Origin of the sequence: Pseudarthrobacter albicanus (genome assembly GCF_018224015.1) — a bacterium.
Classification (GTDB): domain Bacteria; phylum Actinomycetota; class Actinomycetes; order Actinomycetales; family Micrococcaceae; genus Arthrobacter; species Arthrobacter albicanus.
Window position 1 is genome coordinate 1 of sequence record NZ_JAGPOT010000037.1, and the last position, 16930, is coordinate 16930.

Genomic DNA, 16930 nt, shown 5'->3' on the forward strand with positions numbered 1-16930 from the left:
ACCAACGCTCCCATGGCCGGCGGCCGGATTACCATCGACATTTCCGGCTCCGACGCGACCATCCAGGGGTTGCCCGAGGGCATGGTCCTCCGGCACGGAACCCGGCCGTGGATGGCCGACCTGGTGCAGCAGGCCAGGATGCACAGAAAGGATTAGGGACTGTGCGAGGCGCTGGGAACCCTGTTGGATTCCCGCGCCACGGCGCGCTCCAGCGCCACCATCACTGCCTTGACGCCGGCGGCTTCCTTCTCCGGTTTGTGGACTTCCAGCTCGTCCTCGTTGATGTCCGCGACGGGAGCCGGCTGCCTGCCGAACTTGATGGGGACGCCTTCATTGGCCGACCCTCGCCAGCGTCTCCCGCTCCGCCCCGATGGTGGTGCTGTCCCCGTGGCCGGTGCGGACCACGGTCCCTGCCGGCAGCGTCAGCAGCCGTTCACGGATGGAGGCGAGGATGGTGGGGTAGTCGCTGTACGACCGGCCGGTGGCGCCCGGGCCGCCGTTGAACAGCGTGTCCCCCGTAAAGACCGTCCCTTCACCCTCGAGGTGGAAGCACATGGACCCCGGCGAGTGGCCCGGGGTGTGGATGGCCCGCAGGGTCGCCCCGCCCACCTGGAACTCGTCGCCGTCGGCAAGGTAGCGGTCCGGTTTGGCGTCGGGATAGACCTGTTCCCAGAGCACCAGGTCATCGGGATGCAGGTAGACCGCTGCCTTCACCTCCTCCGCCACGGCACGCGCCGCGCCGATGTGGTCGTTGTGCGCGTGCGTGAGCAGGATGGCCAGAACCTTCCGGCCGCGGACCTGGCTGATGATCGCATCTGCGTCATGCGGGGAATCGATGATCACGCATTCTTCCTCGTTCCCCACGATCCAGACGTTGTTGTCCACGTCCCAGGTGCCGCCGTCGAGCGAAAACGTCCCCGAGGTGACCAGGTTCTCGATGGTGACGCTCATGCGGAGACCGCCGAAGCGCCGGCCGGGCCGGTGGGGCGGATTTCAACCACGGAACGCAGGACCTTGCCTTCGTGCATTTTGGCGAAGGCCTCTTCCACCTGGTCGATGGTGATGCGCTCGGTGACGAAGGCGTCGAGGTCGAGGTTGCCCTGCCTGTAGTGCTGGACCAGCATCGGGAAGTCCCGGGACGGCAGGCAGTCCCCGTACCAGGAGGACTTCAGGGACCCGCCGCGGCCAAAGACATCCAGCAGGGGCAGCTCGATCTTCATGTCCGGCGTCGGGACGCCCACGAGCACCACGCGGCCGGCCAGGTCCCGGGCGTAGAACGCCTGCTTGTAGGTTTCGGGGCGTCCCACCGCCTCGATCACGACGTCGGCACCGTTGCCGCCGGTCAGCGCCCGGATGGCTTCAACCGGATCTTCCTTGCTGGCGTCCACGCCGTGGGTGGCGCCGAGGGACTTCGCCATTTCCACCTTGTTGGCGTCGATGTCCACGGCGATGATCGTGGTGGCACCGGCCAGCTTCGCGCCCGCGATGGCGGCGATGCCCACGCCGCCGCAGCCGATCACGGCGACGGATTCGCCCCGCTTGACCTCACCGGTGTTAATCGCGGCGCCAATGCCTGCCATCACTCCGCAGCCGAGCAGCCCGACGGCGGCGGGATCGGCGTCCTCGTCAACCTTGGTGCACTGCCCGGCGGCGACGAGCGTCTTCTCGGCGAAGGCGCCGATGCCGAGCGCGGGGGAGAGTTCCGTGCCGTCCTCGAGCGTCATCTTTTGCGTGGCGTTGTGCGTGTTGAAGCAGTACTGCGGCTGGCCCTTGGCGCAGGCGCGGCATTCGCCGCAGACGGCCCGCCAGTTCAGAATCACGCGGTCGCCGGGAGCCACTTCCGTGACGTCCGGTCCGACGGCGCTGACCACCCCAGTCGCCTCGTGGCCCAGCAGGATGGGGAAATCGTCAGTGATTCCGCCCTGCTTGTAGTGCAGGTCCGTGTGGCAGACACCGCACGTGAGGATGTCCACCAGGGCCTCGCCCGGGCCCGGATCCGGTACCAGGATGGTCTCCACCGAAACCGGGGCGTTCTTTTCCTTGGCTATGACTGCCTTTACCTTGTGAACCACTGGATTGTGTTCCTTTCCTGAATCCCCGGGACTCCTGATGGCGGCATTGTTGCCCATCTTGCTGGCTCAAGCTGGTTGCGTATTACGCAACATGGTGCATATAGGGCTTACGGAAAATATGGCAGTCCCCACGGGGGGTGTCAATAGATTGTGCGGCAGGGCCACGCCGACCCCCGGCCGAGAGCCTCCCACGGGTCTGCTTTACCGCAACATGGTTTTGCCTAATGCAACATGAGGGCTGATCACTTGGAACTCGAAACGGTAGGACGAACGCATCGAAGCCAGTGTTTTCTTCCACCTCTAGTCAAAAAAGCATTGACTGTGGTCCGCGTCACGCCTAATCTGGTGCAACAGCGTTGCGTTCATTGCAACTCCAAAATTCATTGGTGGACCTATGACTAACGAAACAACTCCCATGGCTGCATCGGCGTCATCAGCGCCGCTTGGCGGCCAGCCCGCACCCGTCAACGGCGGCGGCATCAGCAAGGAAACCCGGCGGCGCGTTATCACCGCCAGTTTCATCGGCAACTTCGTCGAATGGTTTGACTACGCGGTGTACGGCTACCTGGCCACGACAATCGCGGCCGTCTTCTTTCCGGAACAGGACAAGCCGACGGCACTGCTGGCCACTTTTGCCGTATTTGCCATCTCCTTCTTTGTCCGTCCCCTGGGCGGCTTCATCTGGGGCCGGATCGGAGACAGGGTCGGGCGCCGGACGGCCCTCTCGCTGTCGATTCTGATCATGTCGGCGGCCACGTTCGCCATTGCCCTTATCCCGGGGTACAGCTCCATCGGCATCGGGGCACCCATCCTGCTCCTGCTGGTCCGTGTCGTGCAGGGCTTCTCAGCGGCCGGCGAGTACGCCGGAGCATCGGCCTTCCTGGTGGAATATGCGCCGGCCAACCGGCGCGGGCTCTATGCCGCGGTGGTCCCGGCCAGCACAGCCGCGGGCCTGCTGCTGGGCTCACTGCTGGCAGCGCTCTTGTCCATCATGCTGCCCGCGGACCAGATGCAGGACTGGGGCTGGCGGCTGCCATTCCTGCTGGCCGCACCCATGGGACTGATCGGCCGCTACATCCGCACCAAGCTGGAGGACACGCCTGCGTTCCTGGCCCTCGCAGCCGAGGACGAAACCGTCAAGGCGCCGGTCAGCGCACTGTTCAGGGACCATTGGCGGGCGCTGCTGCTGGCCGTCGGCGCCGTGCTGCTCAACGCCGTCGGCTTCTACGTCATCCTCAGCTACATGCCGACATACCTCTCGACCGAGTTGGGCTTCGGCGCCACCGAGTCGTTCCTGGCCACGACCATTGCGCTCCTGACCTACATCGGGTTCATCTTCCTGACCGGCATGGCCTCGGACAGGTACGGCCGTAAACGGGTGCTGATCTCGGCCTCCGTGTTGTTCATCCTGTTGACCGTTCCGGCGTTCATGCTGCTGGACACCGGCAACTTCATGGTTATCCTGCTGGTCCAGATCCTGCTCGGTGCCATGCTGACGCTCAACGACGGGACACTGCCCAGCTTCCTGGCCGAGCTTTTCCCCACCAATGTCCGCTACAGCGGCTTCGCCGTCAGCTTCAACCTCTCCAACGCCATCTTCGGCGGCACGGCCCCCTTCATGGCGACCCTGCTGATCGGAGTGACCCACAGCAAGCTGGCCCCCGGCTGGTACCTCATGGCGGCAGCGGTGATTTCACTCATCGCCGTTCTGTGCGCCAAGGAAACCTCCCGCCAGGCACTGCGCTCCCACTGATCCTGCTCCCGAACACACATCAACAACCAACCAAAGGAAACACTATGACCACCACCGCATCCGAGAACGCCACGTCCATCGCAGAACTGGAGCGCCTGAAGGTCCTGCACAATGGGCAGAAGGAAAAGCTGACTTTCTCCACCGCGGAATTTGAGCGCCGTCTCGCCGGCCTCCGCCGGATCATGGCCGAGAAGAGCCTGGACGCCGTCGTCCTGACCAGCTACCACTCCATCAAGTACTACTCCGACTTCCTGTTCACCTACTTCGGCCGTTCCTACGCCATGGTGGTCACCAAGGACGACACCGTGACCGTCACCGCCAACATCGACGCCGGCATGCCGTGGCGGCGCAGCTACGGCGACAACGTGGTCTACACGGACTGGCGCCGGGACAACTACATCTTCGCCATCCAGGAGGCGCTGCGGACCCGCGGCATCAACGTCCGCCGGCTCGGCGTCGAGGACGACTCGCTGCCGCTGGTCAACCGGAACAAGATCCAGGCGGCCTTCGAATCGGCCACCCTGGTGGACGTGGCCCAGGCCGCCATGCGGCAGCGGATGATCAAGTCGGCCGAAGAGATCGAGGTCATCAAGCACGGGGCCCGCATCGGCGACCTGGGCGGGGAAGCCATCCGCAACGCCATCACCGCCGGGATCACCGAGTACGAGGTCGCCCTGATCGGCACCGAAGCGATGGTCCACGAGATTGCCCGGACCTTCCCGGATTCCGAAATCCGTGACACCTGGGTCTGGTTCCAGTCCGGCATCAACACCGACGGCGCGCACAACTGGGCCACTACCCGCAAGATCCAGGAACACGACATCCTGTCGCTGAACTGCTTCCCGATGACCTCCGGCTACTACACGGCCCTGGAGCGGACCCTGTTCTACGGCGAACCGGATGCCCGCTCCCTGGAGCTGTGGAACATCAACGTGGAAGTCCACAAGCGGGGCCTCGAGCTCATCAAGCCCGGCGCTGTCTGCAAGGACATCGCCGCTGAGCTGAACGAGATCTACATCAGCCGCGGACTGCTGGCCAACCGGACCTTCGGCTACGGACACTCCTTCGGCGTCCTGAGCCACTACTACGGCCGGGAAGCCGGACTGGAGCTCCGCGAGGACATCGACACAGTGCTGGAGCCCGGCATGGTGGTCTCCATGGAACCCATGATCACCGTCCTGGACGGCCAGCCCGGCGCCGGCGGCTACCGTGAGCACGACATCCTGGTGGTGGGTGAGGACGGAGCCGAGAACATCACAAAGTTCCCCTTCGGCCCCGAGCACAACATCGTGGGCGCCTGACCGTCCCCTGAACCGCACACCCTAACCGCAAGGAAAGCGGCGCCACATCCGACGTGGCGCCGCTTTTCGGCTCTCATACGGAATGATGGTTTATATCATGGCTCCAGCAGAATCTCCTGACACCAACGGAAACGGCGACACCAAGGGCACCTCCGTCATCGTCAACGCCATCGCCGTCCTGCGGACCTTTACGGCGGACGAACCACTGCTCGGCGTCACCGAGATCGCCCACAGGGTCGGCCTGCACAAAAGCACCGTTTCCCGGATCCTGTCCACCTTCGAACAGGAACACCTGGTGGAACGGGACCCGGAAACGCGCCGTTTCCGCCTGGGCCTGGGGCTGATCGCCATCGCCGGGCCGCTGCTGGCCGAACTGGAAGAACGGCGCGTGGCGTATCCGGTCCTGCGTGAACTGGCCGAACAGACGGGCGAGACGAGCGCCCTCATGGTGTGGAACGGCACCGAATCGATGTGCGTGGAACAGATCGCCAGCCATCACCAGATCAAACACACCACCCCGCTCGGCGCGCGCTACAAGGACGCCATGAGCGCCTCCGTGCAGGTCTTCCTCTCGGCCCAAACCGCCGAACGCGTCGGTGCGATGCTGCGCAGCGGGGCCATCGCCTATCCCGGACTGGACGACACCAGCGTCGAGGCCTACGAGATCAGGCTCAAGGACGTGTCGCGCCGGGGCTGGGCCATCAACTACGGCGAATCCTCCATCGACGAAGTGGGCGTGGCAGCACCCGTCTACGATCACCGTGGCGATGTCGTGGCCGCCGTCCTGGTCCCGGCGCCCCGGTTCCGCGTCTCACGGGAAAGACTGGAAAGCCTGGGCGAAGCGTGCGCCGCCGCGGCACACCGGGTCACCACCCGCCTGGGCGGACGTGCGCCCGGGAGCACGGAACAAGGCAAGCAACGCTAGCTTGCCGCGCAACTTCGCTTCGTGGTCCATGGCCGGAGGTGCCTGGCCGGGACGCCGCCCGTGGCACTCAGGGGAGCCGCGCAAGCCGGGTGGCCAAATGAAATGCCGCCAGCCGGCCCGTGACCCGGGGGTCACCGCCGCACAGTTCGAAGATCCGTTGCAGCCGCTGATGCATTGACTGCCGTTCCACATGCAGCTCCCTGGCCGCCTGGGCGGTGTTGCAGCCGGAATCCAGCCACGTTGCGAGCGTGCCCAGCAGCTGTGAATGGCGTTTGGCATCGTGATCCAGGAGCGCGCCCAGCTGCCGGCGCACGAAGTTCCGTCGTTGCTCAGTATCCAGGGATTGAACAGCGAAACGTTCGAGGGCGTATGTCTCGGAATCGATCACGGGAGTGTGCGTGCCACCAGCCTCCGCCTGGGATTGGCCCGGGCCGCCCGCCAATTCCAGAGTCAGCTTCGCTTCGGCCAATGCCCAGGGGGCTTCCGAAATTCCGGCGGCCAGCGGACCAACGGCAGTGAGCGTTCCTGCCAGGGCTGGAAGCGCCCGCAGGCGGGCCAGGAGCTCGTTCCGGCCTGCCTTGGGAGCATCATCCGGGAGGACCGTCACTGCCAGAAGCTCGGCGTTGTCCACATACGTGGCGCTAGGCTGTGCCCTTCGGGACAGAAGCTGCTCCACGGAGGCCCGCACCTGTTGCGATATGGCGGACCGGACCACCACTGCCACGAGCGGGGCAGATGCAGGAATCCCGGCTGTGGAAGCCAGCTGTTGCAGCCGCCAGGCCTGACTGCCGGAATCAATCGCCCGCAGCAAAGCTGCCGCGGCAACTTCCTTCAGGCCGGGGGACATCCGCTGCAGCAGCGCCAGGGCCAGAATGTCCACCGAACGGTTTCCGGCCGTACGCGCAAGATTCGCATCCCCGTCCGCCGCGATCTGGAGGGCCAGCCGCGCCGAAAGGATTCCGCGCACGGGAACGTCGATGTGAATCGGACGTGGGCGTTCCTGGGTGGCAGCGCCGGAGACGGCGCCGTCGGCGGACTCGGCCTGGCCGGACGTTGCACTGGCCAGGGTTGCACCCGATATTGACGTCAGGGTCACCTCGGCGTGAGTGATGCCGGCCAGCACGGACAGGATCCGGTCCAGGCTGCCGCCGTGCGCCAGCTCAACGGCCATCGCGTGACTGGCCTCATCGGCCCGCTGCAGTTGGGAAACCGATTCACTGACCAGCATCGAGTTGATGGCCTGCATGACGCCGACAAACGGCACCACCCTGCGAAGCTCGATCAGCGGAAGGCCTGCTGCTTCGGCTGCCGCCACCATCGGGGAGGGGATTGACGGAAGGGCATGGCCGGTTTCGATGGCCAGGGCGGCCACTCCCCGCTCTGCCAGTTCGCGGATGTAGCTGATCCGCCGCTCTTCGGAGGCGAGGGCGAGGGCTTCCCCGCCCGTAAGCAGAAGCTCCCCGCCGCCAAGCAGCGGCGCGATGTCCAGAACTTCACTGGAGTGGATCCACCGGAGCTGGGTCCGGGTTGCGGCGGCTGCTGCTGCCCGGAGCACGGGGTCCGCCGCCGCCAGGGTCGGATGGGTAAGAACATCCGCAAGCCGTATCGCCATTACACTCCGTCGCATTCGAGCCCGTTTGTCTCGACACATTGTATATATGGCGATGTGTGCCACGCCACATAACCTTAGGGCATCCCCAAAAACTCTCACGGAGGCCCCCCAATGCGTCAACAAACCCCAGTGGTTCCGGCTGGCCCAGTGGCCGGCGAAGACCACGAAGCCTGGCTCCAGCCCATTCCCGAATCCCAGCGGACCCGAAAAGTCTCAGGCCAGTTCTGGATCTGGGCCGGCGCGAACCTCGCCCCGATCAACTGGGTGCTCGGCGCCCTCGGCATCCAGCTCGGCCTGGGATTTGCGGACACGGTCACCGTGCTCGTGCTGGGAAACCTCATCGGAATGCTGCTCTTCGGGCTCTTTGTTTTGCTTGGCCAGAAGACGGGAGCGACCGGCATGGTCCTGGCCCGGGCCGTATTCGGCCGGCGCGGGAACTACCTGCCCGCCGGCATCCAGGCCCTCCTGGTGATCGGCTGGTGCGCCGTCAACACCTGGATCATCCTGGATCTGGTCATGGCGCTTTTCGGCACCCTTGGATGGGTTGATCCGCTCGCCCACAACTACATGTGGAAGGTCGGCATCGCCACCGTCATCATGGCCGCGCAGGTGGCCATTGCCTGGTTCGGCTACAAGGCAATCGCGGCGTTCGAAAAGTGGACGGTCCCGCCGACCATCGTCATCCTGGCCGTGATGTCGGCGGTGGCCTGGTTCGGCATGAAGATCAACTGGTCCTACGCCGGCCCCGCCGGCCACATCCTGGAAGGCTCGGACCGCATCGCCGCGATGAGCGCGGTCATGACGGCCATCGGCATCGGCTGGGGCATCACCTGGTTCACCTACGCCGCCGACTACTCCCGCTTCGTCAGCACCGAAGTCCCCAAGCGCAAGGTCTACCTCGCATCGGTGCTGGGCCAGTTCATCCCCGTCGTCTGGCTGGGCATCCTGGGGGCCAGCCTGGCCACCAACACCGGCGAGATCGACCCCGGCAAACTCATCGTGCTGAACTTCGGCGCCCTGGCCCTGCCCGTGCTGCTCATGGTGCTGCACGGCCCGATCGCCACCAACATCCTGAACATCTACACCTTCTCCGTGGCCACCCAGGCACTGGACATCTCCATCAGCCGGCGCAAACTGAACCTGTTCGTCGGCGTCTTCTCCCTCGCAGCCGTGGTCTTCTTCATCTTCCAGGAGGATTTCGCCTCTGTGCTGGACGCGTGGCTGATCGGCCTGGTCGCCTGGGTGGCCGCCTGGGGCGGAGTCATGCTGGTGCACTACTTCTGGATTGAGAAGCGCTGGCCCGGCGATCCGTCCAGGCTCTTCGACGCTGTCGGCACGAAGCGCCTGCCGGGCGTGAACCCTGCAGGCATCGCCTCCCTGCTGATCGGCATCTTCGCCACCTGGCTGTTCATGTACGGGCTGGTACCGGCGATGCAGGGACCCATCGCCGTGGCCCTGGGCGGCTGGGACCTGTCCTGGCTCGCCGGCGGCCTGTCCGCCGCCGCGGCCTACGCCATCATGGGCCCGCGGTTCCATCGCCGCTACCTGCACCTGAGCCGCGAGACCGAAACCGCCCCCGGGGCATCCGCCCCCCAGCCGACCGGCATTCCGGCCGCGTCCACCACCCCCGCCGGCCTCTAGCTAGGAGATCACCCCGATGAACTTTCCCGCATTCGCTGACACCGCCCATCCCAGTACCTGGCCCGAAGGCTACCGCGCCGCCGCCTCCTTCACCTTCGATGTGGATGCCGAGTCCTGCACCATCGCCCATGACCCGCAAAGCACCCGGCGCATGTCGCTCATGACGCACCAGTCCTACGGGCCGAAGGTGGCCGTCCCGAGGCTCCTGCAGATCCTGGAACGGCAGGACATCCAGGCGACGTTCTTTATCCCGGGATTCACCGCCGAATGCTACCCCGACGTCGTCCGCCGCATAGCCGACGGAGGCCACGAGATCGCCCACCACGGCTACCTGCACGAACACATGCAGGGCATCGACGCCGCGACAGAGGCCCGCTACCTGGACCGGGGCCTGGACGCACTGGCCAAGGCCGCAGGAGTCCGCCCGGCAGGCTACCGCGCACCGTGGTGGGAGCTGAACTGGCACTCGGCAGCGCTCCTCGCCGACCGCGGCTTCCTCTATGACTCAAGCCTGCTCGACGGCGACGCCCCCTACCGCTTCAGCGTCGCCGACGGAGACCCCCGCGACCTCGTGGAGATCCCCGTCGACTGGGCACTGGATGACTGGGAACAGTACGCCTTCTACCCCGGCGTCACCGGAAGCGGCGTCATCGAAAGCCCGGCCAAGGTCCTCGAAATGTGGACGCTGGAGGCCGAAGCGCACCACGCCGCCGGGAGCTGCTTCGTCCTGACCAACCACCCGTTCATCTCCGGCCGGCCGTCCAAGGCGGTGGCTCTGGAACGGCTGATCGACCGGGTCAAGTCCATGGACGGCATGTGGGTCACGACCCTCCAACAGATCGCAGAGCACACCCGCGAATCCGTCCCGGAAATCCACACCCACGCAAGCATTGCCGTACCCGCCTTCCCGGACACCGGTGCGCGGTTCACCCCGGCTACCGTACGTCAACCGCAGAATTCGGTCGCCGGCCTCACGGGAGCCGGAATCTAAGGCAGATTTCGAGCACGGTCCTGCCTGCGACAGGGCAAGCAACGCGGGGTCACTTACCGCCCATCCGGGACCACGGAATGGGCCGTAAGTGACCCCGCGTTGCTGTGTGGGGGAGGGTGCGGGCAGGGTGCGGGGGGCTACTCGATTGTGGCGTACAGTTCGTTGAGCTCGGCCGTGAGCCGCTTGCGCAGTTCCGGGGTGCCGATTTCCTGGCCGTCGATGTGGTTGACGGGCGCCAGGAGCCGGATGCTGGAAATGAGCCACACGGCGTCGGCGTCCAGCAGGTCCTTCGGCTCCAGCGGTCCGTAGCCGAGCTCCCAGCCGGCCGCCTTGGCCGCGGTGAAAAGTGCGCCCTGCGAAGTTCCCGGGAGGATGCCGCTGTCCTGCTGCGGCGTGATGAGCCGGCGGACCGTGCGGGTGCCGCCGGCGCCGTCGTCGGAGGTTTCCAGGTGTGCCAGCAGCACGGTCGACGTCGGGCCCTCCAGGACCATGCCGTCCGCGGAGGTGAAGATGACGTCGTCCGCGCCCTGCCGGCGGGCGTACCGCAGCGCGGCCATGTTCACCGCGTAGGAAAGGGTCTTGGCGCCGAGCAGCAGCCAGGGCGCGCGCTCGCCCGCCCCGCTGTCGTAGCCGCGGTCCAGGAGGATGATGTCGATCCCGGTCTGGCGCTGGCGCCGGCCCGAGGACCCCGGCTCGGAGGCCTGCACCCAGCAGGTGGGGGTGGAGGCGCCCTCGACCCCGCGGGTCACGATGAGCTTCACCACCAGTTCATCGTCTTCGGCGCCGGTATCATCCGCGCCGGCGTCCGCGGCCCCGGCCGGACCACGCTGGGTCCGGTATTCGCCGATCGCCGTCCCGATCGCGCGCCGCCACGCATCCTCCGCCGGGATGACCAGTTCCATCACCCGGGCGGATCCGGCCAGGCGGTCCAGATGCGCCTGGAGCTTGCGGGGCTGGCCGCCGACGGCGAGCAGCGACTCGAAGACGCCGTCGCCCCGGGTGGCGCCCTGGTCCGTGGCCATCAGCTGCGGCTTGGAGGCGTCGGCAACTCGGCCGTCCTCAAACGCAGGATCCAGGAAAACCAGCACCGGGGCGGGGATGGGAACGGGGGCAGGAGAGGTCATGGTTTCAGCTTAGTGCGGGACACGCCGGGATAGGATTTGGGGATTGCCCGTTCCGGAAGCGTTCCGCGGGTCTGGAGCTTGAGGGGTTCGCCTGTGCTGTGGCCATTTCCGCTGGCGGGAACACTGCCGTCCTGGGTGATCCTGATCCTGACCGTCGCCGACTTCGTCATCCGCGTGCTGGCCCTCGGGATCATCCCCGGCAACCGCCGTCCGACCACCGCCATGGCCTGGCTGCTGGGCATCTTCTTCGTGCCCTCCGTCGGCCTGGTGCTGTTCCTGCTCTTCGGCAACTTCCGGCTGTCCCGGCGCAGGCGGGCCCAGCAGGAGGAGGTGAACACGCGCGTCCGGGCCGGCACATCCGCGCTGGCCGCCCTCGAGAGCGGGTACGACGGCCCCGAATGGGTGGCCTCCGCGGCGGAACTGAACAAGACCCTGGGCTCGCTGCCCATGGTGGACGGCAACAGCGTCGAACTGCTCCCGGGCTACCCGGATTCCATCAAGGCGATGGCCGAGGCCGTCCGCGGCGCCAGATCCTTCGTCAACGCCGAGTTCTACATCATGAGCACGGACTACGTCACGGACGATCTGTTCAGCGCCCTGGAGGACGCCGCCGAGCGCGGCGTCAAGGTCCGCATCCTGTTCGACCACCTCGGCACGCTGCGGATCAAGGGGTACCGCAAACTGGTTGCCCGGCTCAAGGCCAGCAAGATCAGCTGGCGGCCCATGCTGCCGCTGAGCCCCGTGCACGGACAGTGGCGCCGCCCGGACCTGCGCAACCACCGCAAGATCATGGTGATCGACGGCGAGGTGGCCTTCACCGGGTCGCAGAACCTGATCGAGCCCTCCTACAACAACCCGCGGCACCGCAAGGTGGGCCGCGAGTGGGTGGAGCTCATGGCCTGCCTGCGCGGGCCGATCGTCACCACGCTCAACGTCGTCTTCGCCACCGACTGGCTCAGCGAGACCGACGAGTCGCTCGAGGACCAGCTGGAGCACCGCCCCGAATCCCATCCCGGCAATGTCACGGCCCAGGTGGTGCCCAGCGGCCCCGGCTTCATCACCGAGAACAACCTGCGGCTCTTCAACACGCTCATCTACTCGGCGCAGCACAAGATCTCGATCTGCAGCCCCTACTTCGTCCCGGACGATTCGCTGCTCTACGCGGTGACGACGGCGGCCCAGCGGGGCGTCGACGTCGAACTCTTCGTCTCGGAAAAGGGTGACCAGTTCCTGGTCCACCACGCCCAGCAGTCCTACTACGAGGCGCTGCTCGAAGCCGGGGTGCGGATCTACCTCTACAAGGCGCCGTTCGTGCTGCACGCCAAGCATTTCACGATCGACGGCGAGGTCGCCGTGCTGGGCTCGAGCAACATGGACATGCGCTCCTTCTCGCTGAACCTCGAGGTCTCGGTGATGCTTCTGGGCGAGGACATCGTGAAGAGGGTCCGGGCCGTGGAGGACACCTACCGCGACATCTCGCACGAACTGACCCTCGAGAACTGGATGAAGCGGCCGATGGCTGCGAAGTACGTGGACAATGTCGCGAGGCTGACGGCCACCCTGCAGTAGGGCTTCGGCCGGCGGGTGTCAGCCGGCGGGGAATTCGGCGCCGAGCGCCGAGAGGACGCCGAACGCCTTGGTCCGGATCTCCTCGTACTCCTCCTGCGAGGAGGAATCCGCCGTGATCGCCCCGCCGACGCCGAGGCTCAGCACCGTGGCGGCGCCGTCCGGGTCAGCGCCGTCCGTGCCGGCCCCGTGCGGGTCAGCGCCGGCGCTGACCACCAGGGTGCGGATGGCCACGGCGAGGTCGGTGGCGCCGTTGAGCGAGAAGTAGCCGATCGCGCCGGAGTACACGCCGCGCGGTCCGCCTTCGAGCCGGTCCAGGATGGCCATGGTGCTGACCTTGGGCGCCCCGGTCATGGAACCGGCGGGGAAGCAGGCGGCCACGGCCTCGGCCCGGGGCATGCCCGGCCTGAGCCGGGCGTCGATGGTGCTCACCAGCTGGTGCACGGTGGCGTAGCTTTCGACCGCGCAGAGCCGGCTGACGGTCACCGAACCGGGCACGGCGAAGTGGCTGAGGTCGTTGCGGAGCAGGTCCACGATCATGATGTTCTCGGCCCGGTCCTTGGGGGAGGATTCGAGGTCCCGCCGCAACTCCGCGTCCCGGCCCGGATCCGGGTCGCGGCGCCGGGTGCCCTTGATCGGCTCGGCGCGCATCCCGCCGTCGGCCGCGATCTTCAGGAAGCGCTCCGGCGAGGTGCTGGCCACGGCGAGGTCCCCGAAGCGCAGATAGCTGGCGAAGGGCGCCGGGTTCCTCCGCCGCAGCGCCAGGTAGGCCTGCCACGGGTCCAGCTTCCCCGGCCCGGCGGGCCCGGCCGGGGCCAGGGAGGGCGCCGGCATTGCGGCAGACAGGGTGGTGGTGAGGCAGACCTCGTAGGTGTTTCCCTCGAAGATCTCGCGCTGGGCCTCGGTGATCTTGGCCTTGTAGTCCGCCTCCCTGTCCCGCGCGCGGAAGCCCAGGGGGGTGGGGCCAGTGGCAGAATGAACGACGGCGGCGCCGCCCGCCGCCGGCGCCAGTGCCGCGTCCGTCACCGCCGAGCGCGCCGCCCCGAGCCAGTCCCCGGCGTCGGGGGTGTCGAGGGCCAGCAGCCACACCGTGCCCTCCAGATGGTCCAGGACCACGGCGCGGCCCGCGAAGATGAGGCAGGCGTCGGGGGTCTGCGCGGTGACGTCGCTGCCGCCGGTCTCGCGTTTGAGCTCGTAGCCGAGGTAGCCCAGCCAGCCCAGGGTGAATTCGCAGGGGTAGCCGTCGGGGGTGGGGAGGGCGCGGCCGCCCCAGACGCCGTCGAGCCAGCGGAAGAACGGACCGTCCGTGGTTACGGTGGCGGTGCCGGCGCTCACCCGGGTCAGCCCGGAGCTGTGCCGGACCGCCTGGCCGAAGCGGCCGCCGTCGTCCGCCAGGATGCTGAACCGGCTGCGTCCGGCGGCCGCCGGGGACAGGCCCTCCGGCGGCAGCGAGGAGTCCAGCCACACCGCGTTGGAGGAGCGGCCGAACAGCGCCTCGAACAGCCGGGCGGGATCCGGCGCCGCCGCGATCCGTTCGGCCCGGAGCTGGAGCCCGCGGCGGGCCGCGAGCTCGGGCAGGAGCACGGGTGCCAGCGCGGGAAGGTACTGGAGGCACTGCAGGACATCGGCCGGGGCGGAGCCGTTCGCAAGGTTGAGCACCCGGACGTCGGCGTGCGCCGGAACATCATCAGCCGCGAGCCATTCCAGCTCCTGGGCGGCCCACTGCTCCCAGAAGGGCGCGTAGGTGTCGCCGTCGCGGGCCAGCGCGCGGGCGCGCCGGTCCGGCTCCGGGGAGTCCGCCCAGATGACCGCGTCCAGCAGGGGCCGGGCGGCTTCCGCGGCGGCGCCTACGCCTTCCACCAGCACGATCTCGGCCGGCTGGGTGGTGCGGGTTTCGCCGTCGTAATGCCTGTCCCAGTCCCAGCTGACCCAGGCGGCCGTCTCGCCGCGCCGCAGCGGGGCCAGGACCGTGGAGATGTAGCGCTCGATCCCCGCTGTGAGCCCGTTCCAGCCCGGGTAGATGTCCTCGAGGTGGAAGAGCGAGACCTTGTGGTGCTCCCGGAGGCGCGCCGCGAGTTCGATGGCCAGAGTGGTCTTTCCCGCGCCTGACCGCCCGTCGATGGCGATGATGACGGGTGCTTGGCTCATGAAATAGAGCGTACCCGCTGCCCCGCGTTGCCGTGATGTTGCCGGTCCGGCCGCCGCCCGTGGTGATTCGGCCGCTGCAGCCGGCGAGGCCATAGGCCGTGATGCCGCTGGCTAGCTTCCCGGCGCTGGTTGTGACAAGTCTTGCCATCAAAAGGCGGAAGCATGCACCCACGACGTCGGTGCGTGCGGGTTATCCGGATCGGTAGGCATCCGCGGCGTAGACGCCCAGTATTCTCACCTCAGTGGTAAAGAATTCCAGCTCTTCCAGTGCCCTGCGCAGCGGTGGTTCATCCGGGTGGCCTTCGACGTCGGCCATGAACATGGTCGCCGAGAATTCGTTGCCGACCATGTAGCTTTCCAGCCGCGTCATGTTGACGCCGTTAGTGGCGAAACCGCCCAGCGCCTTGTACAGCGCGGACGGGACATTGCGGACGCGAAACAGGAAACTCGTGATCACGGGTCCGGGGAAGGTGCCACGGCCGGGTGTCGGACGCTCTTGTGCGAGGACGACGAATCGGGTGGTGTTCGTCGGATCATCTTCGACGCCGGAGGCCAGGACGTCGAGACCGTACATGCCTGCGGCCAGCGGTGGCGCCAGTGAGACTTTGGAAGGGTCGTTCCAATCGCGGACTTCCCGTGCAGAACCGGCGGTATCGCCTGCGATGACGGGCCTTAACCCCAACGACCGGATGAGTTTGCGGCACTGGCCCAAGGCATGCAGGTGGCTGTGCACCTCCTTCGCCTGTTCGATGGTGCTGCCTGGAATGCCGAGCAGGTCGAACCGGATGCGAAGAAAGTACTCTCCGACGATTTGAAGGTGGGAATTTGGAAGGAGCGTGTGGATGTCGGCTACGCGTCCGGCGATCGAGTTTTCGATCGGAATCATCGCCAGGTCCGCCGTACCGCTCGTCACGAGTTCGAAGACGTCCTCGAAGCTGGCGCACGGCACGGCGTCCATGTCTGGGAACATGTCCGTGCATGCAATGTTTGAGTTGGCGCCGGGTTCCCCCTGGTACGCAATCCTATTGGCCATGGTGCAAATGCTTTCACGGATTTCCAGCCCTGGACGCCGCCGGACCCGCGTTCCCGGCTACTCACGCTGGATTAGGGAGTCTCCGCCCAGACCGCCTTGCGCAGAATGGACCGCAGTGAGGCCACTTCCTGCGTGGTGAGCATGCCCAGGTGCCGGGCCTCTGCGGCTTTGGCTGCCTTCTGTGCCGCGGCGTGGACCTTTCGGCCCTCTGCGGTGGCCGCCACCAGTTTCTGCCGCCGGTCCGAGACTCCCGCTTTCCGTTCCACCAGGCCGCGCTGCTCCAGTTCGTCGATGAGGGCGACAATCTGGCTGGGATCGAGGCTGAGGAAATCGGCCAGTTCCCGCTGGGTGGGCCCGAGGTCACCGCAGGCCAGCGCCAGGACGGAATAGGACCGCTCCTTCAGCCCGAACTCCGCCAGGGCGGCGTTGTTGAGCACGCTCCCGGCCGCGTGCAGCTTGGCCAGCAGGAAGCCCACATCGTTGCTGATGCTTGATTCCGCCAGTCGCGGGGACGGCTCGGCGGAGTTTCCGACGGCGTCAGTTGCCTGGAGTGTCATGATGCCTTTCGGGCAGGGATCGGTCTAGGTCGTTGAATTATTCAATGATCCCACCGTTGCCGTGTTCCCGGAAGTTCTGTGCCTGGGTGACGACGGCGCGTTCACCGCCGCCGTATTTTGGATGCAGAAATAAATGATTGACATTTTCAAGGATTCGGGTTCTGATTGAACCAGACAACGGAGACGGGCGTCACATGCCGGCTCCCA

13 protein-coding genes are annotated in these 16930 nt (G+C 66.7%); 6 read left to right on the top strand and 7 right to left on the bottom strand.

Features of this window, described 5'->3' with window-relative positions:
- Positions 1–330 precede the first annotated feature (330 nt).
- Positions 331–951, bottom strand: a complete 621-nt coding sequence (locus tag J9611_RS09990) for an MBL fold metallo-hydrolase (RefSeq protein WP_211879778.1) — start codon at positions 949–951, stop codon at positions 331–333.
- Complete coding sequence (locus J9611_RS09995) at positions 948–2072, bottom strand: S-(hydroxymethyl)mycothiol dehydrogenase (RefSeq protein ID WP_211879779.1); 1125 nt, start codon at positions 2070–2072, stop codon at positions 948–950. Before J9611_RS09995 ends, J9611_RS09990 begins: the two co-directional genes overlap by 4 nt.
- A 394-nt stretch (positions 2073–2466) precedes the next feature.
- Here J9611_RS09995 and J9611_RS10000 point away from each other — a divergent pair, with 394 nt between their 5' ends.
- The 3 genes from J9611_RS10000 to J9611_RS10010 all read left to right on the top strand — a co-directional run bounded on the left by J9611_RS10000 (position 2467) and on the right by J9611_RS10010 (position 6051).
- A complete protein-coding gene (locus J9611_RS10000) occupies positions 2467–3825 on the top strand; it encodes an MFS transporter (protein ID WP_211879781.1) in 1359 nt (452 codons plus the stop codon).
- A gap of 44 nt (positions 3826–3869) precedes the next feature.
- Positions 3870–5126: an aminopeptidase P family protein gene (locus J9611_RS10005; protein ID WP_211879783.1), complete on the top strand. Its 1257-nt coding sequence runs from the start codon at positions 3870–3872 to the stop codon at positions 5124–5126.
- Between the two features lie 97 nt (positions 5127–5223).
- Positions 5224–6051, top strand: coding sequence for an IclR family transcriptional regulator (locus J9611_RS10010; RefSeq protein ID WP_246527626.1), 828 nt, complete (start codon positions 5224–5226; stop codon positions 6049–6051).
- Between the two features lie 67 nt (positions 6052–6118).
- Here the strand turns inward: J9611_RS10010 and J9611_RS10015 are convergent, their stop codons facing one another.
- Complete coding sequence (locus J9611_RS10015; RefSeq protein WP_211879785.1) at positions 6119–7663, bottom strand: PucR family transcriptional regulator; 1545 nt, start codon at positions 7661–7663, stop codon at positions 6119–6121.
- A gap of 111 nt (positions 7664–7774) precedes the next feature.
- On the opposite strand from J9611_RS10015, the gene J9611_RS10020 reads away from it, so the two are divergent.
- Together J9611_RS10020 and J9611_RS10025 are read left to right on the top strand one after the other, a co-directional pair.
- Complete coding sequence (locus J9611_RS10020) at positions 7775–9304, top strand: purine-cytosine permease family protein (RefSeq protein WP_211879787.1); 1530 nt, start codon at positions 7775–7777, stop codon at positions 9302–9304.
- Between the two features lie 16 nt (positions 9305–9320).
- Positions 9321–10295, top strand: coding sequence for a polysaccharide deacetylase family protein (locus tag J9611_RS10025; protein ID WP_211879789.1), 975 nt, complete (start codon positions 9321–9323; stop codon positions 10293–10295).
- 137 nt (positions 10296–10432) lie between these two features.
- Here the strand turns inward: J9611_RS10025 and J9611_RS10030 are convergent, their stop codons facing one another.
- Positions 10433–11419 carry an aminodeoxychorismate lyase gene (locus tag J9611_RS10030; protein WP_211879791.1) on the bottom strand — a complete coding sequence of 329 codons (987 nt, stop codon included), beginning with the start codon at positions 11417–11419 and terminating at the stop codon, positions 10433–10435.
- Between the two features lie 93 nt (positions 11420–11512).
- Here J9611_RS10030 and cls point away from each other — a divergent pair, with 93 nt between their 5' ends.
- Entirely contained in the window at positions 11513–12988 is a 1476-nt protein-coding gene (cls, locus tag J9611_RS10035; protein ID WP_211879792.1) for a cardiolipin synthase, read from the top strand.
- Positions 12989–13006: 18 nt separating this feature from the next.
- Here the strand turns inward: cls and J9611_RS10040 are convergent, their stop codons facing one another.
- The 3 genes from J9611_RS10040 to J9611_RS10050 all read right to left on the bottom strand — a co-directional run bounded on the left by J9611_RS10040 (position 13007) and on the right by J9611_RS10050 (position 16723).
- On the bottom strand, positions 13007–15133 hold the full coding sequence (locus J9611_RS10040; RefSeq protein WP_211879794.1) for a chorismate-binding protein: 2127 nt from the start codon (positions 15131–15133) through the stop codon (positions 13007–13009).
- 190 nt (positions 15134–15323) lie between these two features.
- On the bottom strand, positions 15324–16166 hold the full coding sequence (locus tag J9611_RS10045) for a prephenate dehydratase (protein WP_211879796.1): 843 nt from the start codon (positions 16164–16166) through the stop codon (positions 15324–15326).
- Positions 16167–16237: 71 nt separating this feature from the next.
- Complete coding sequence (locus J9611_RS10050; RefSeq protein ID WP_211879798.1) at positions 16238–16723, bottom strand: MarR family winged helix-turn-helix transcriptional regulator; 486 nt, start codon at positions 16721–16723, stop codon at positions 16238–16240.
- Positions 16724–16930 lie beyond the last annotated feature (207 nt).

Excerpts from the sequence above, each read along its gene's own strand:
- J9611_RS09990 (WP_211879778.1), bottom strand. The coding sequence starts at position 951 with ATGAGCGTCACCATCGAGAACCTGGTCACCTCGGGGACGTTTTCGCTC.
- J9611_RS10000 (WP_211879781.1), top strand. The coding sequence starts at position 2,467 with ATGACTAACGAAACAACTCCCATGGCTGCATCGGCGTCATCAGCGCCG.
- J9611_RS10005 (WP_211879783.1), top strand. The coding sequence starts at position 3,870 with ATGACCACCACCGCATCCGAGAACGCCACGTCCATCGCAGAACTGGAG.
- J9611_RS10010 (WP_246527626.1), top strand. The coding sequence starts at position 5,224 with ATGGCTCCAGCAGAATCTCCTGACACCAACGGAAACGGCGACACCAAG.
- J9611_RS10015 (WP_211879785.1), bottom strand. The coding sequence starts at position 7,663 with ATGGCGATACGGCTTGCGGATGTTCTTACCCATCCGACCCTGGCGGCG.
- J9611_RS10020 (WP_211879787.1), top strand. The coding sequence starts at position 7,775 with ATGCGTCAACAAACCCCAGTGGTTCCGGCTGGCCCAGTGGCCGGCGAA.
- J9611_RS10025 (WP_211879789.1), top strand. The coding sequence starts at position 9,321 with ATGAACTTTCCCGCATTCGCTGACACCGCCCATCCCAGTACCTGGCCC.
- J9611_RS10030 (WP_211879791.1), bottom strand. The coding sequence starts at position 11,419 with ATGACCTCTCCTGCCCCCGTTCCCATCCCCGCCCCGGTGCTGGTTTTC.
- J9611_RS10040 (WP_211879794.1), bottom strand. The coding sequence starts at position 15,133 with ATGAGCCAAGCACCCGTCATCATCGCCATCGACGGGCGGTCAGGCGCG.
- J9611_RS10045 (WP_211879796.1), bottom strand. The coding sequence starts at position 16,166 with ATGGCCAATAGGATTGCGTACCAGGGGGAACCCGGCGCCAACTCAAAC.
- J9611_RS10050 (WP_211879798.1), bottom strand. The coding sequence starts at position 16,723 with ATGACACTCCAGGCAACTGACGCCGTCGGAAACTCCGCCGAGCCGTCC.